The sequence below is a fragment of the Massilia sp. IC2-278 genome (assembly GCF_020708045.1).
GTDB lineage: Bacteria > Pseudomonadota > Gammaproteobacteria > Burkholderiales > Burkholderiaceae_D > Telluria.
The window spans coordinates 45,646-60,960 of the sequence record NZ_JAJFES010000005.1 but is presented as its reverse complement, the minus strand read 5'-3'; the positions used below and the strand labels follow the sequence as shown (position 1 = coordinate 60,960).

General features: G+C 66.5%; 12 protein-coding genes. 7 read left to right on the top strand and 5 right to left on the bottom strand.

Translation table 11 applies throughout. The features are described 5' to 3' along the window. Window positions 1-160 precede the first annotated feature (160 nt). Window positions 161-2,230, top strand: coding sequence for a M13 family metallopeptidase (locus LK540_RS12075; protein ID WP_229437547.1), 2,070 nt, complete (start codon window positions 161-163; stop codon window positions 2,228-2,230). 334 nt (window positions 2,231-2,564) lie between these two features. On the opposite strand, the gene LK540_RS12070 is transcribed toward LK540_RS12075, so the two are convergent. Further along, window positions 2,565-3,428 (bottom strand): CAP domain-containing protein, encoded by an 864-nt coding sequence (locus LK540_RS12070; protein ID WP_229437546.1) that lies wholly within the window; start codon window positions 3,426-3,428, stop codon window positions 2,565-2,567. A gap of 139 nt (window positions 3,429-3,567) precedes the next feature. On the opposite strand from LK540_RS12070, the gene LK540_RS12065 reads away from it, so the two are divergent. Then, window positions 3,568-3,777: a DUF2945 domain-containing protein gene (locus tag LK540_RS12065; protein WP_229437545.1), complete on the top strand. Its 210-nt coding sequence runs from the start codon at window positions 3,568-3,570 to the stop codon at window positions 3,775-3,777. Window positions 3,778-3,827: 50 nt separating this feature from the next. On the opposite strand, the gene LK540_RS12060 is transcribed toward LK540_RS12065, so the two are convergent. Then, window positions 3,828-4,271 (bottom strand): nuclear transport factor 2 family protein, encoded by a 444-nt coding sequence (locus LK540_RS12060; protein WP_229437544.1) that lies wholly within the window; start codon window positions 4,269-4,271, stop codon window positions 3,828-3,830. 162 nt (window positions 4,272-4,433) lie between these two features. Next, entirely contained in the window at window positions 4,434-5,012 is a 579-nt protein-coding gene (locus tag LK540_RS12055) for a PEP-CTERM sorting domain-containing protein (protein WP_229437543.1), read from the bottom strand. Between the two features lie 196 nt (window positions 5,013-5,208). On the opposite strand from LK540_RS12055, the gene LK540_RS12050 reads away from it, so the two are divergent. From LK540_RS12050 to LK540_RS12040, 3 genes are all read left to right on the top strand, one after another. Beyond that, window positions 5,209-5,874, top strand: coding sequence for a response regulator transcription factor (locus LK540_RS12050; protein ID WP_229437542.1), 666 nt, complete (start codon window positions 5,209-5,211; stop codon window positions 5,872-5,874). Then, window positions 5,864-7,219 carry an ATP-binding protein gene (locus tag LK540_RS12045; protein WP_229437541.1) on the top strand — a complete coding sequence of 452 codons (1,356 nt, stop codon included), beginning with the start codon at window positions 5,864-5,866 and terminating at the stop codon, window positions 7,217-7,219. Before LK540_RS12050 ends, LK540_RS12045 begins: the two co-directional genes overlap by 11 nt. Before the next feature lie 83 nt (window positions 7,220-7,302). Then, window positions 7,303-7,707 carry a YgiW/YdeI family stress tolerance OB fold protein gene (locus LK540_RS12040; protein WP_229437540.1) on the top strand — a complete coding sequence of 135 codons (405 nt, stop codon included), beginning with the start codon at window positions 7,303-7,305 and terminating at the stop codon, window positions 7,705-7,707. A 343-nt stretch (window positions 7,708-8,050) separates the two neighbouring features. Here LK540_RS12040 and LK540_RS12035 read toward each other — a convergent pair whose 3' ends face one another. Further along, entirely contained in the window at window positions 8,051-9,562 is a 1,512-nt protein-coding gene (locus LK540_RS12035; RefSeq protein WP_229437539.1) for an alpha/beta hydrolase, read from the bottom strand. A gap of 243 nt (window positions 9,563-9,805) precedes the next feature. Here LK540_RS12035 and LK540_RS12030 point away from each other — a divergent pair, with 243 nt between their 5' ends. Both LK540_RS12030 and LK540_RS12025 read left to right on the top strand, forming a co-directional pair. Next, window positions 9,806-10,954 carry a branched-chain amino acid ABC transporter substrate-binding protein gene (locus tag LK540_RS12030; protein WP_374041356.1) on the top strand — a complete coding sequence of 383 codons (1,149 nt, stop codon included), beginning with the start codon at window positions 9,806-9,808 and terminating at the stop codon, window positions 10,952-10,954. Between the two features lie 79 nt (window positions 10,955-11,033). Next, complete coding sequence (locus LK540_RS12025) at window positions 11,034-14,321, top strand: DEAD/DEAH box helicase (RefSeq protein ID WP_229437538.1); 3,288 nt, start codon at window positions 11,034-11,036, stop codon at window positions 14,319-14,321. Between the two features lie 13 nt (window positions 14,322-14,334). Here the strand turns inward: LK540_RS12025 and LK540_RS12020 are convergent, their stop codons facing one another. After that, window positions 14,335-15,276 (bottom strand): alpha/beta fold hydrolase, encoded by a 942-nt coding sequence (locus LK540_RS12020; RefSeq protein ID WP_229437537.1) that lies wholly within the window; start codon window positions 15,274-15,276, stop codon window positions 14,335-14,337. Between the last annotated feature and the right edge of the window lie 39 nt (window positions 15,277-15,315).

The following is a 15,315-nucleotide window of genomic DNA, read 5'->3' as shown; positions in this document are numbered from 1 at the left end:
GGGACGTTTGCAGCGCCTGCGCCATTTTGCATACGCCCCGTACTTACCGGCTGTATGCAAAAGACACATGCATATGCGAACGCGGTTGTTCTACTTGGCAATGCCACGCTTTATGCATTAGCATCCTCCGGTCCCAATCATTCCTATAACGGAGAATCACATGAAGCGTACCCTGTGCAGCACCCTGATCGCGGGGCTGTTCGCCGTCACCGCCCACGCCGGCGCGAAAGACGCAGCAGCCACCAGCGCCCCATCGACCGCTGCTGCCGCCGCTGCGGTATCCGGCGTCGACAAGGCCGCGATGGACGCCAGCGTGCGCGCGCAGGACGACTTCTTCCGTCACACCCAGGGCAAGTGGCTGGAAACCGTCGACATTCCGTCGGACCGTTCCAGCTGGAGCGCCTTCAGCGTGGCCCAGGAAAACGTCGAGAACCAGATCCGCGCCATCATCGAGCAGGCCGCCGCCGACACCAAGGCGGCCAAGGGTTCGGACGCGCAGAAGATGGGCGACTACTACACCAGCTACGTCGACGAAGCGCGCCGCAATGCGCTCGGCCTCACGCCTTTGAAAGGCGAGCTGGCGCGCATCGCCGCCCTGAAGGATAAGCGCGGCATCGCGGCGCTGTCGGCCCACATGGACCGCATCGGCGGCGAGGCGCCGCTCGGCATGTACGTCGGCCAGGACAGCAAGGACTCGACCCGCTATGTGGTGAGCGTCGGCCAGTCGGGCCTGGGCCTGCCGAACCGCGACTACTACCTGGCCGACGAAGCGCGCATGAAGGACTTCCGCGCCAAGTACCAGGTGCACGTCGAGAAGATGCTGACCCTGGCCGGCCACAAGGACGCCGCCGCTGAAGCCGCCAAGATCGTGGCCCTCGAAACCGAGATCGCCAGGGCGCAGTGGAGCGCCGTCGAGAACCGCGACCCGGTCAAGCGTTACAACAAGATGACGTTCGCCCAGCTGAAGGACCTGATGCCGGGCTTCGACTGGACCACCTGGATGAAGGACGTCGGCGTGGCCGGCAAGGTCGATTCGCTGATCGTCAGCCAGCCGAGCTACCTGGCTGCCCTGGACAAGATCATCGCCGCCACCCCGGTCGATACCTGGAAATCGTATTACGCTTTCCACCTGATCAGCGCCTACGCGCCTTACCTGTCGCAGCCGTTCGTCGACGAGAGCTTCGCCTTCCGCGGCACCGTGCTGTCGGGTACCAAGGAAAACCGCCCGCTCGACAAGCGCGCCATCGCCCTGGTCAACCGCGAGCTGAGCGAAGTGGTGGGCAAGGTGTATGTGGAGCGCCACTTCCCGGCCGAGCGCAAGGCGCAGGTCGAGGAGATGGTGAAGAACTTCATCATCGCCTTCAAGGAAGGCATCGAGACCCTCGACTGGATGAGCCCGGAGACCAAGAAGCAGGCGCAGATCAAGCTGTCGAAGATGAACGCCAAGATCGGCTACCCGGAAAAATGGCGCGATTACTCGTCGCTGAACGTCGTGCGCGGCGACCTGGTCGGCAACGTGATGCGCTCGCGCGAATTCGGCCACGCATTCGGCATCAACAAGCTGGGTAAACCGGTGGACCGCCTGGCCTGGAGCATGAGCCCGCAGACCGTGAACGCCTACTACAGCCCGAGCATGAACGAAGTCGTGTTCCCGGCCGCCCGCCTGCAGGCGCCGCTGTACGACGCGAACGCCGAACCGGCGGTGAACTACGGCGCGGTCGGCATCTCGATCGGCCACGAGATCAGCCACGCGTTCGACGACAAGGGTTCGCAGTTCGACGGCGACGGCAATTTGCGCAACTGGTGGACGAAGGAAGACGGCGAGAAGTTCGCCGCGCGCGGCAAGGTGCTGGTGGCGCAGTACGCCGGCTACAGCCCGGTGCAGGGCTACCACCTGAACGGCGAGCTGACGCTGGGCGAGAACATCGCCGACAACGCCGGCGCCATCATGGCCAGCCGCGCTTATAAGATTTCATTGAAAGGCAAGCCGGCTCCGGTGATCGACGGCTTCACCGGCGAGCAGCGCCTGTTCATGGGCCTGGCCCAGGCCCGCCGCGGCAAGGCGCGCGACGCGGCCCTGATCGCGCAAGTGAAATCGGACCCGCACTCGCCGTCGGAATTCCGCGTGAACGGCAGCCTGCGCAACCACCCGGGCTTCTACGAAGCGTATGACGTGAAGCCGGGCGACAAGATGTACCTGTCGCCGGAAGAACGGGTGATTTTCTGGTAATTGCCGGTTGATTCGGTTGATGTGAAAGGAGCGCTGCGGCGCTCCTTTTTTCATGGTGCTGGGCACATACAAATCGTATCCGGAGTTACCGGCAATACCCGTACGGTGGGCACCCCGTGCCCACGCGGTTACGTGTTGATCCGGAGTCCGTGGCTGCGATAATTCGCCTGCACAGCTGGCGTCGGATACAAACGTTTGCGAGACGCTTTGGACGTGTCACCGACATGCGAGGTGCGCGTCACGGTCCAGCGCCAACCATGATCATCGTTCCGCGTGGGCACGGAGTGCCCACCGTACGGTTGAGGCCGATGGCACAGCATAGGCCACTGGCTCATCACGGCATCGCAAACACCTGGGTCCAGTACGGAAACCCCGGAAACCGCACGCGGCTCACCGCATACCCCGCTCCCATCTCGCTGAACTGCGGATTCATCAGGTTGGCGCAATGCCCGGGGCTGTCGATCCAGCCTTGCACCGCCTCCTGCGGCGAGGTCTGTCCCGCCGCGATATTCTCCCCGATGTGGCGCCAGCGGTAGCCGGCGCGGGTGGCGCGTTGCCCCGCTTCGCTGCCGTCCGAACCCTGGTGGCTGAACCGGCGGTGCGTGGCCATGTCGCTGCTGTGCGCCAGCGCCGCCTGGGCCAGTTGCGCATTCCAGGCCACCGGCGGCGCTGCGCCAAACTGGCGGTCGCCGCAGTTGCGCGCCTGCGCCCGCGCCGCATTCACCAGGTCCAGGATGATGCGTCCGGCTTCCTCCTGTCCAGGCAGCGCCAGCGGCGGGGTGGGGCGCGCCAGTACGACCGTCCAGTCGTTGCCGCTACGCGCCACGCCAATGTCGCTGAAGGCGGCATCGAGCAGGCTGCGGCAGTACTGCTTGCGCAGCAGTTCGAGCACGGTGTCGGCATCGGGCGCGCCGCCAACGTGGACCACCTCGGCCTTGTCGGTATGGTAGCCGGCCTGTTCGAGCGCCCATTCCGGAAACGTGCCGGGTCCGAGGCGCACCCGCGCCAGCGCCGCCTGCGCTGCCAGGGCCGGCGCAGGCGCCAGGCGCACACCGGGGCAGGACGCGGGCGCCGCGCGGTAGGCATTGATGCCGGCCACCACGCGCGTATCGTTCTGCGCCAGTGCTGCTCCGGCCCAGGGCAGGGCACAGGCCAGCAGGGCGGCATGCAGCAGGTGCGTGGTTGGCGGACGATTCAAGGCAGGAGAGCGCAGCGTTGTTCGGATGTCCAGCATACCCGCGCCCGCCACGGCGTGTTGTCCGGCTGTTCCGTAACGTGCGGAAATTCTGCGCGGCTATGGTCAAATGGCGCTCATCGACCATCTACGGAGTTCAATCATGAGCAATGCCTTCAAGGCCGGCGACAAGGTGACCTGGGAGTCTTCGCAGGGAACGGTACACGGCACGGTCAAGAAAAAGCTGACCGCGCACACCACGATCAAGGGCCACGAGGTGGCGGCGTCGAAGGAGAATCCGGAATACCTGGTGGTCAGCGACAAGACCGGCGCCGAGGCGGCGCACAAGCCGGACGCGCTCAAGAAAGCCTGACGGTTCGGCTTGTGGCGGCTTGCGGCGGCCTCTTCAACGAAGCGGCCGCTTCAGTGACGCATCGGCGTCGCCATGGATGCCTGCGCAGGCAGGTCCGTGCGGAAGGCGCGCTCGGCGGGCGCGGTATCGTTGTAGGCTTCGAAGCGCGCGATCTTGCCGTCGCGTACCGTCAGCACGTGCACCCAGGGGCTGTCGAAGCTGCGGCCGGTCGGCTTGGCTAGCCAGGTCGCTTCGCCCACGACCACCACCTTGTCGCCCTCGGCGATGAATTCCCTGGTCGTGAAGCTGAGCGCTTCGGCGCCGTTGGCCAGTTTGGTGAAGAAGTCGGCGATCTCGGCCTTGCCGTGGTAGGTGCCGGCAAACGGAATGCAGTCCGAGTCGCGTTCGACCCAGTCGGCGTTCACGTCGCAGCGCTCCAGCAGGCTCGGAATGTCGCCCTTCAGAAATAGCTGGTAGCACTCCATGACCAGCTGTTTGTTGTCTCGTGCGTTCATGACAGCTCTCCCTGACATTCGGCTGTCCACTGACAATCGCGGTTGGTCATGCCCGGATAGTCGATGCCTTCAGCCTAGTTCGCGCAAGCAGGATGTCAAGCTGGGCGGGCGCCAAAGAAAATGGGCGGCCAGCGCCGCCCACCGTGCGTATTGGATGCCGGATCAACGGCGCTGGCGGCGGCGCGCCATGCCCATGCCCAGCAAGGCCAGCGGCAGCAGGGCCAGGGTGGCCGGCTCCGGCACGTCGCTGGCGGCATCACCCAGGACCACCTGGCCGCCACCGCTGACGGTGTCGAAACGGCCGGTGTAGTTGCCGAACTCGTTATTACCGTACGAGGTCACGACCAGGAAGTAGCGGGTATCGGCTTGCAGCGCCCGGCTGATCAGCGAGAGGGCGCCGGCACCCGAATCGTCGTCGATGGTCAGCAGATTCGTCAGTGGCGACGAGGCATCGAAGCCGTTCGCATACAGTGCCAGGAAGGTGTCGCTGGCGCGGGTGGTGGCGGAGAGTGTCTGCATGGAGTAGACGCCGTCGGCGGTCACGTGGAAATTGAAAACGTCGTAGGACGTGGCCGTACCCACGACGCTTAGGCTGAAGGTATTGAAAGGCCGGTTGAAGACAGGATCGGACTCGGTCAGGGCGCCGGAAAAGTCGACCGGCGCAGCCAGCACGGCCTGGGAGGCGAAGGCCAGGCTGGCGGCGGCGAGTTTCAGGAAACGGGAGAATTTAAAATCGAGCATGGGACATCCCTTTTATAGTTGGTGTCCTTGCTATAGCAATCGCCGTGCCACCAAAAGTTAAGCTTTAAAAACAATTGCTTGGCAATGAAGTAATTTCTTATTTCTAATTTTTGTAAAGAAATCCGACGCCTGCTGTGTGCCAGTTGCCTGCCCATCTTAAGATTCCCTTCATCCACCACGCCTAAGGTAGCGAAGCATGCGCATCCTGCTCGTAGAAGACGACACTTCCCTCGGCGACACCATCCAGTCCTGGCTGCGCCTGGACGGCCATGCGGTCGACTGGGTCGAGCGCGGTGACTCGGCCGACACCGCCCTCAAGACCCACCATTACGACTGCGTGCTGCTCGACCGCGGCTTGCCCGGCCTCTCCGGCGACGCGCTGCTGGCGCGCCTGCGCGCGGCCGGCAACGCCGTGCCCGTGATCCTGATCACCGCCTTCAATGCCCTGGCCGACCGCGTCGAAGGCCTGGACCTGGGTGCCGACGACTACCTGGTCAAACCCTTCGAACTCGAAGAGATGTCGGCGCGCATCCGGGCCGCTGCCCGGCGCGGCGCCAGCCAGGCCAGCAACGCCTTGACGCATGGCGCCATCGCGCTCGACCCCGATACCAGGCAAGCCACGCTGACCGGGCAGCCGGTGGCCCTCACCGCGCGCGAGTACCACGTGCTGCACGCCCTCCTGCTGCGCAAGAACGGCATCGTCACCCGCGCCCAGATCGAGGAAAGCCTGTATGGCTGGGGCGACGAGGTCGAGAGCAACGCCATCGAGGTTTACATTCACAATTTGCGCAAGAAGCTGGGGAGCGACAGCATCGTCACCGTGCGCGGCCTCGGCTACCGGCTGAAGCACGATGACAGCTGACAGCGTGGCACCGCGGCCGGCCTCGCTGCGGCGGCGCCTGGTGCTGGCCATCGTGTCTGCCAGCGTGGCCTTGTGGCTGGCCAGCCTGGCCATCGTCACCGTGATCGCCTGGCAGGAAACCAACGAGGTCTTCGACGATGCGCTGGAAGAAGCCGGCTACATGATCCTGTCCGCCACCACCGACTGGCATGCGCGCGGCTTGCCGGCACGCTCGTCCGCCAGGGAAGTGCGCAAGGTGGACATGCAGTACCAGATCGTGGTCGAGGGCCGCGTGATCCAGCGTACCGAGGGCGCGCCGAAGCGGGCATTCGTGTCCGGTTTCGACGATGACGAAGGCTTTGCCGATCCGCAGGTCGATGGCCGCCGCTGGCGCGTGTTCGTGGTGCGCGACGAGGCGAACCGCTTCGAGGTGCAGGTGGGGCAGCGCCAGGACAAGCGCTTCGACATCCTGGAAGAATTGGCCGAATCGCTGTGGCTGCCGGTGGCCGGCATCCTGCTGCTGCTGGCGCTGGTGTGCTGGCTGCTGATCGGCCGCGTGCTGCAGCCGCTGCGCCGCACCGCGAACGCGATCGCCGCCAAGACCCCGAGCGACTTGGCCCCGGTGGCACTCGACGGCCAGCCGCGCGAGCTGCTGCCCATCGTGGGCGCCCTGAACGGCGTGCTGGAACGGCTGGACGCGGCCCTGCAGGCCGAGCGCCGCTTCACCGCCGACGCCGCGCACGAACTGCGTACGCCGCTGGCCGGACTGCACATGCACGTGCAGCTGCTCGGCCGCCAGCATCCGGAGCTGGCGGCGCCTTTCGGCAAGCTGCGCCAGGACATCGCGCGCCTGACGGCGCTGGTCGACAGTTTGCTGACGCTGGCGCGGCTCGATCCGCTGGCGCGCGAGCAACTGGTGCGCCAGCAGGTGATGCTGGCGCCCTTGCTGGAGGGGGTGCTGGCCTTGCACGCGCCGGAAGCCGAGCGGCGCGGGATCGCGATCACGCTGCACTGCGCGCTCGATACCGTGCAGGCCGAGCCGCGCATGCTGGAGATCATGCTGCGCAACCTGGTCGAGAACGCGCTGCGCTACTGTCCCGAGGGCAGCCGGGTCGAGATCTCGGCAGGGCGGTTCGATGGGCGTGCGCGCATCGCCGTGCGCGACAACGGCCCCGGCGTGGACGAGGCCAGCCGCGCACGCCTGACCGAGCGCTTCTTCCGGGTGCTGGGGCAGGGGCAGGGCGGCAGCGGGCTCGGCCTGTCGATCGTGCGCCGTATCGCCGAGCTGCATGGCATGACGCTTGGATTCGGCGCTGGGCTGGAGGGGCGCGGGCTGGGCGTGACGCTCGATCTGCCGGCACCTTAAGATCGGGTTAATGTCCGAACGGTGTAATGCGTCTGTGCCTGCCGCAAACGGCAGCGTGAACATCAATTAACGGAGGAACGACCATGAAACGACTGATCCAACTGACCTGCATCACCGCCCTCGTCGCCGGCTCGGCCGCCGCCATCGCCCAGCCGGGCAACTACACGGGGCCGTCGAGCAAGCCGGCCGCCTCCGGCTACACCGGGCCGTCGAGCGCGCCGCTGATGACGGCGAAGCAGCTGCTCGACAACGGCAAGGACGACCAGTACGTGCGCCTGCAGGGCAAGCTCACCAGCCACAAGGGCGGTGAGGATTATGAGTTCACCGATGCCAGCGGCAAGATCACGGTGGAGATCGACGCCAAGTATTTCCCGCAGGGCGTGAATGTGGACCAGAACACGATGGTCGAATTAACCGGGGAGTTCGACAAGGAGACGTTCGGCGAATCGACGCTGGATGTGAAGCAGGTGAAGGTGGTTGGGAAGTAAAACGCGGAGAGCCGCTAACGTTTTTTGAATGATGGCCTCAACGTACGGTGGGCACCCCGTGCCCACGCGGTTACGTACTCGTGCTTCCTACGTTGACCGTGACATGTCGCTCGCGATGCTTCCGTCGGCCACGAACCGGCTACGCTTGATGTTTGCGAGCGTTACCTCGCGGCCAACGCAAGACGCATAGGCACGTAACCGCGTGGGCACGGGGTGCCCACCGTACGGGTCGCTGTATCGCATCCGATAAAGGCGCCGGCCGCGACGTTCCCCGGCTCCTGTTCAGACAAAAATAACGCCAGCCCGCGGGCTGGCGCTTTTGCATCAACGATACATCAACAGCTTACCGCGCCGTACACTGCGGCAGCTGCCTGCGCACCGCCAGCAGCGAAGCGCTGTCGCCCTCCGACGGCGTGTTGTCGGTGAACTTGCAGCCGTACTGCGGATCGGCCACCACCGACGGCGTGAGCACGTCGTCGCCTTCCGGCTTCACGCCCTGCTGTTCCCACTTGATCATCGCATCGAAGGCCGAAGCCTGTTCCGCAATCGTGAAATCGCAGTGGGCAATGCCGCGGATCGCGCGCTGGACCAGCAGGTTCGAGGTCCCCAGCGCGTCGGCGCGGCGCTTGTAGATCTGCTCCATCTTGAACGGCACGTACAAGTCGCCCAGGGTGTGGATGGTCACCACCGGCACCTTGATCTGCGCGTTCGTCTTCGGAATCCAGCGCAGGCCGTCGCGGCGCAGGCGGTTGGCGTCGATCACCGACGGCACGCGGAAGATGCTTGCGTTGTAGGCCACTTCTTCCGCGCTCAGGGCCGGATCGGCGTCGAGCTGGAAGGTGATGTCCTTGGTCGTGACCACGTCTTCGTTCAGGATGCCCTGCATCTTGCCGTCGCGCCCGAAGGTGCCCCACACGGTGTTCTGGTAGGAGCCGGAATACGCGTAGTCGAACAGCGGACGCGGGCCGCCGCTCAGGTTGGCGACGATCTGCTTCAGGCGCATGCCCTGGGCAGTCGGCACGGCCTGCGCGGTCGGGGTGCTGCCACCCGGGAAGCTCGAGAACAGCTTGGCCTGCACCTGCGGCCCGATCGTGGCCCAGTTCGAAGGCGGCCAGTCGGTGGCCGGCATGCCGGCTTCGACCATGGCCGCGGTCTGGTAGGCGGCAAAATAATCGTACAGCTCGGTGTCGCCCAGCACACCGCACATCGGCACGGCGCCGGCGTAGCGGATCTTGTTGTTGGCGGTGGCGATGTTTTCCTCGTCCACGGCGGCGGCCGTGACGTGGCCGCCCATCGACACGCCGACGATGTAGGTCTTGGTCGGCGCGTTCAGGGTGCGTCCGTTCTTGCCGGCGATGTCCTTGAAGGCCAGGGCCAGGGCATTGGTGTCCTCGACGCCGGCGCGCACGTCGTAGTAGTTGGTGCTGTAGCTCGACGCGGCCCAGGCATAGCCTTGCGCGATCAGGTGACGCCGCAACGCCGGCGGCGAGACCGACAGGTTGGACCCGGTGCCGGCATAGCCGTGGGCGTACATGACCAGCATGCCGTTCCAGTTCTTCGGCACTTCGATCTGGTAGCCTGCCTTGTTCAGCACGCCCCACCAGCGGTCGGTTTCCGGCGCATTGGTCATGGCGTTGAAGGGCAGGTTGGCTTCGACCACGGCAAAGGTACGGGTATCCTGCGGGCGTGCCGGCTCAGGCTGGACCGCGACCGGTGGCGGCGTGGTCTGGACCGGCGGCGGGACGGGATCGGTGCTGCCGCTGCCGCAGGCGGACAGGGTCAGGGCTGCGACCAGCGTGGTCAGCACCGGCGGCAGGGCACGGCGCGACGCGGAAATGCGGAGCTGCTTGTTCATCGGATTGCCTCCATAATTGTAGTTTTGCACAGCGAAACTTGGTCTCACTGTGTGGTTTATTGTAGGTCGAAAATTGACCGTGAGATAGCTGTGTTCAAGCGTGTGTGGCGGATCGGCTACCGGGTATGGAAATGCGGTATGCATGTCAATACGCGCGTCAATACAGCGCACGATTTGTTTATTTGGCAAGAATTTCGATGTCGGCAGTAGAATGAAAGCACCGTCATCGCAGAGGAGCCGCTCATGCCAGCATCGCCCACCGTCCTGTCCCTGATCATCATAGCCACCATGCCCGCGGTGCGGGCGCAAGACCAGGCCCAGGCCAGCGTGAAGATCGGCACCGCCTCGCCGCTGTCGGGGCCGGGTGCGCACCAGGGCAAGGACATCGAGAACGGTGCCCGCATGGCGATCGACGACCTGAACGCGAAAGGCATCGCCATCGGCGGCAAGAAGGTGAAGTGGGTGCTGCAGCCGGAAGACGACGCCAGCGACCCGAAGACCGGCGCCGCCGTGGCGCAGAAGCTGGTCGATGCGCGCGTGGCCGGCGTGGTCGGCCACCTGAACTCGGGCACCACGGTGCCGGCCTCGAAGATCTACCACGATGCCGGCATCCCGCAAATCTCCCCGGCCGCCACCACGCCGCAGTACACGGCCCAGGGCTACAAGACCGCCTTCCGCGTCGTCGCCAGCGACAAGCTGATCGGCAAGACCCTGGCCAACTACGCGGTCACGAACCTGAAGGCGAAGAAGATCGCCGTCATCGACGACCGCACAGCCTTCGGCCAGGGCCTGGCGGACGAATTCAACCGCAGCGTGCGCAGTGGCAAAGCGGCGAAGATCGTCAGCCGCCAGTTCACCAACGACAAGGCCAGCGACTTCACGGCGATTCTCACGCAGATCCGCGGCCAGGACCCGGACGTGATCTTCTACGGCGGTATGGACGCCGTGGCCGGCCCCATGCTCAAGCAGATGAAGGCGCTCGGCCTGCGCGCCAAGCTGGTGTCGGGCGACGGCATCTGCTCGGAAAAGCTGCCGCAGCTGGCCGGCGACGCGCTCGGCGACGACAAGGTGATCTGCGTGGTGGCCGGCGGCGTGACCGGCGCCGAGGAAGCGAAGTTCAACGCCTTTGTCGAACGCTACCGCCAGCGCTACAAGATGCCGCTGCAGACCTACGCGCCGTATGCCTACGATTCGGTGATGGTGCTGGCCACGGCCATGCAGCAGGCCAAGTCGTCCGATCCTGCGAAGTACCTGCCTTTCCTGGCCAAGGTCGGCTACCAGGGTATCACCGGCAACATCGCCTTCGACCCCAAGGGCGACCTGAAGAACGCGGCGCTGACCATGTACACGTATCGGCAGGGGAAGAAGGTCAAGCTGCAGGTGCTCAGGTAACGCTCAGGTAACGCTCATGCAGCGATCCGGTCACGGGTGATGCGCCATAATGGCGTTTCCACCCGCCCGGCTGTCACCCATGCATTTCACCTACGACGACATCAAGCGCCAGTTCGACAGCGGCACCCTCAGCCGCGGCGAAGGCTATGCGCTGAAGGGCAGGGTGCTGGCCGCGCGCGACACCGGCGAGCGCATCGAGGGCGAGGTCGGCGGCAGCGGCGGTACCTTCTACCGCCAGACGATCCGCTTCAGGGAAGACCCGCGCGGCTTCCGCTTCGAGGGTAGCTGCAGCTGCCCGATCTCGTACAACTGCAAGCACGTCGTGGCCGTCCTGCTGGCCAGCCTGGAGCAGCAGGAGCAGGGCCCCGCGCTGCCGATGGCCGCCGAATACTGGCTGCAGCAAATGGCGTCCCTGCAGGCCGCACCGGCGCCCGCTGCACCCGGGCCGGGCCCGGCGTCCCGCCTTGGCTATGTGATGGTGCCCGACCCGCAAGGCGGCGAACCCTGCCTCTACCTTTGCAAGCTGCGCCTGCGCCAGGACGGCAGCGTCGGCGGCACCACGCTGCACAACGATCCCTACGGCCTGGTGATGGCGCCGCCCGCGCATGTGCCGCCCGACGACGAAGACATGGTGCGCCTGATCATCGGCCAGAGCCTCGGCAATATGCGCGCCGGCGGCTTCAGGCCCGAGGGGCGCCTGGGCGCGCGCGTGCTCGAACAGTTGTGCGAAGACGGCAAGCTGTTCCGGGCCGACACGCTGGCCGGGCTGCGCGCCGGCCGCCTGTACGGCATCGAGTCCGGCCCGCGGAGGGGCGCGACACTCGGTTGGTATCCGGATACGCCCGGCAGCGAAGCGCTGGCGCTGGAATGGCGCTTCGACGACGGCGGACGCCCGGGCGCCATCCTGCCCACCGAGCCGCCGCTCTACCTGGACGATGGCATCCTGGGCCGGCTGACGCTGCCGACGGCGTTGGCGGCGCTGCCGGCCGGCCCCTTGCTCGACATCGTTGCGCGTACGCCGACCTTGCATGCCGACGAGCGCGCCGGCATGGCGCTGCGCCTGGCCGAACTCGGTCTCGAGCGCATCCTGCCGCTGCCGCAGGAACTGGCGCTCAAGCAGCGCCGCGACATCGCGCCCTTACCCTGCCTGCTGCTGAACAGCAAACCGGTCAGCCGCCGCCGCGCGCTCGCCTGGTACGACTATGCGCAGCTCTCCTTCGAGTACGACGGCTTGAGCACCATGGACGAGGACGGGCCGGCGTTCAGGCGCGTGGTGGACGGCGACGTCGAACTGATCGAACGCGACAGGCAGGCCGAAGCGGCGGCCGAAGCCCGTCTCGCCGCGCTCGGCTTTGCCGCCCCGCCACCCGGCACGCCGCTGGACGCCGTATGGCAGCCCCTGTGCCTGCCGTCCGAAGCCGACTGGCTGCACTTTGCCCGCATCGAGCTGCCGCGCCTGCGCGCCGCCGGCTGGCAAGTCGAATTCGACGGCAACTACCGTTACGACATCGCCGACGTGCAGGACTGGTACGCCGACCTGAACGAGGACGGCGAGGGCAGTCCCTGGTTCGCGCTGGAACTCGGCATCGTGGTCGGAGGCCGGCGCCATGCCTTGTTGCCGATGCTGCTGGAGATGATCCGCGAGGCGCCGGCGAACTTCAGCCCGGCCGCGCTGGCGGCGCACGAGGATGCCGACGAGATCGTGCTCGACCTGGGCGGCGACAAACGCGTCGCCCTGCCCTGGCAGCGCATCAAGCCCATCCTGTCCACGCTGGGCGAACTGTATTTTGCCGAGCGCATCGACGCCGCCCTGCGCCTGCCCTTCACCGACGCCGCGCGCCTGGCCGAGCTGGAAGCGGCGGCGCAGTTGCGCTGGATGGGCGGCGAGCGCCTGCGCGAGATGGGCCGCAAGCTGCACGACTTCGCGGGCATCCGGCCGGTGGCGGCGCCGGCCGGGTTGCAGGCGCAACTGCGCGCATACCAGCAGGCCGGCCTGGCGTGGATGCAGTTCCTGCGAGAGTATGGCTTCGGCGGCATCCTGGCCGACGACATGGGCCTTGGCAAGACCATCCAGACCCTGGCCCACATCCTGACCGAGAAGGAAGCGGGACGGCTGGACGCGCCGGCGCTGGTGGTGGCGCCGACCAGTTTGATGGGCAACTGGCAGGCCGAGGCGGCCCGCTTCGCGCCCGGCCTGCGCGTGCTGCTCCTGCACGGCAAGGACCGCGCCACCCAGTTCGAGCGCATCGGCGAGGCCGACCTGGTGCTCACCACATACGCCCTGCTCGGGCGCGACGAAGCGGCGCTGCGCAAGGCGCGCTACCACCTGCTGATCCTGGACGAATCGCAGTACATCAAGAACCACCGTTCGCGCGCGGCGCAGGTCGCCTGCCTGCTCGACGCCCGCCACCGCCTGTGCCTGACCGGCACCCCGCTGCAGAACCACCTGGGCGAACTCTGGTCGCAATTCCACTTCCTGATGCCGGGCCTGCTGGGCGACGACAAGACCTTCCGGGCACGCTTTCGCAAACCGATCGAGCAGGGGGGCGACGTGCGGCGCAAGGACCTCCTGCTGCGCCGCGTGAAACCCTTCATGCTGCGCCGGACCAAGGACAAGGTGGCGACCGAATTGCCGCCCAAGACCGAGGTCGTGGTGCCGGTGGAATTCGGCGCGGCCCAGGGCGACCTCTACGAAACCGTGCGCGTGGCGATGGACCGCCGCGTGCGCGAAGAGGTCAGCCGCAAGGGCCTGGCGCGCAGCCAGATCGTGATCCTCGACGCCCTGCTCAAGCTGCGCCAGGTGTGCTGCGACCCGCGCCTGCTGCGCCCCGACAGCGCGGCCCCTTCGGCCAAGCTGGATACCCTGATGGATTTGCTCGACACCTTGTTGAGCGAAGGCCGCAAGGTGCTGGTGTTTTCCCAGTTCACCAGCATGCTGGCGCTGATCGGCGAGGAACTGCAGGCGCGCGCGGTCGACTTTGCCCTGCTCACCGGCGACACGGTCGACCGCGCCGCGCCGATCGCCGCCTTCCAGCAGGGGCAGGTCGGCGTGTTCCTGATCAGCCTGAAGGCGGGTGGCGTCGGACTGAACCTGACGGCGGCCGACACCGTCATCCACTACGACCCGTGGTGGAACCCGGCCAGCGAAAACCAGGCCACCGACCGCGCCTGGCGCATCGGCCAGGAGCAGCCGGTGTTCGTCTATAAACTGATCGCGCGCGGTACGCTGGAAGAAAAAATCCAGGACCTGCAGCGGCGCAAGGGCGAGCTGGCGAATGCCGTACTGGCCGCCGAGGCAGGCGAGGGCGCGGCCCCGGCGCTCGGCGCGGAAGACCTGCAGGCGATCTTCGCGCTGCCCGCCGACTGAACGGCGGCGATGCTCAGTTCCTGGCCTGCCTGTTCTTCGACTCCAGAAAGCCGCTCACCAGCCTGACGGTGGCGTCCGGGCTTTCCTCCATCAGCCAGTGGCCGGCGCCCGGCACCACGGCGCCGGTGACGTTCGTGGCCGCATTGCGCATCACCTCGGCCATGGTGGCGCCGAACGACTTTTCGCCGCCGATGGCCAGCACCGGCATGGGCAGCTTCCGGCGGTTCAGGAGGGCGTTATCGCCCGCGTCCTGCGCGCCGATGGCGGTGAACTGGGCAAAGGCGGCGCGCATGGCGCCGGGCTGGGCGTACTGTGCGGCGTAATAGCTGCGCGTCGCTTCGTCGATCTTGCCGGGTTCGCCGGCGAAATCGTTCCAGAAGCGGTCGAGGTAGATGCGCTCGCGGCCGGCCACCAGGCGCTCGGCATCCGGCCCCGAGAAATTGAAATGCCAGAGCTTGGGACTGAGCACGATCTGGTTCCAGGGCGCGATGCCGGGCACCGGCGCATCCATCACCACCAGTTTCGTCACCTTGTCGGGATAGGTGGCCGCATAGGCATAGGCCACCATGGTGCCGATGTCGTGGCCGACCACGTCGGCGCGGTCCTGCCCGAAGGCGGCCAGCACGGTGCGGATATCCTGCGCCTGCGACTTCTTATCGTAGCCGGACGCGGCGCGCGACGAGCGGCCCATGCCGCGCAAATCGGGCACGATGACGGTATGGGTTTTCGCCAGCTGCGCCGCCAGCGGCCCCCACATGTCGCCGGTGTCGCCGAAGCCGTGGATCAGCACCACGGCCGGTCCGCTGCCGCCGGCGCGCACGAATATGTGGGCGCCGTCCTGCATGGCGACCGTGCGGGTGGCGAAGCCGGGCACGGGCTGGGGTGCGGCGGCCAGGGCCAGCAAAGGGAAGAGGGCGGCGAGCAGGCCGCCGTACAGCGCGCGTCGGGTGGTCATGGTGCACCTCGTGGCTGGAGATCGTGGACGTTGGATCGC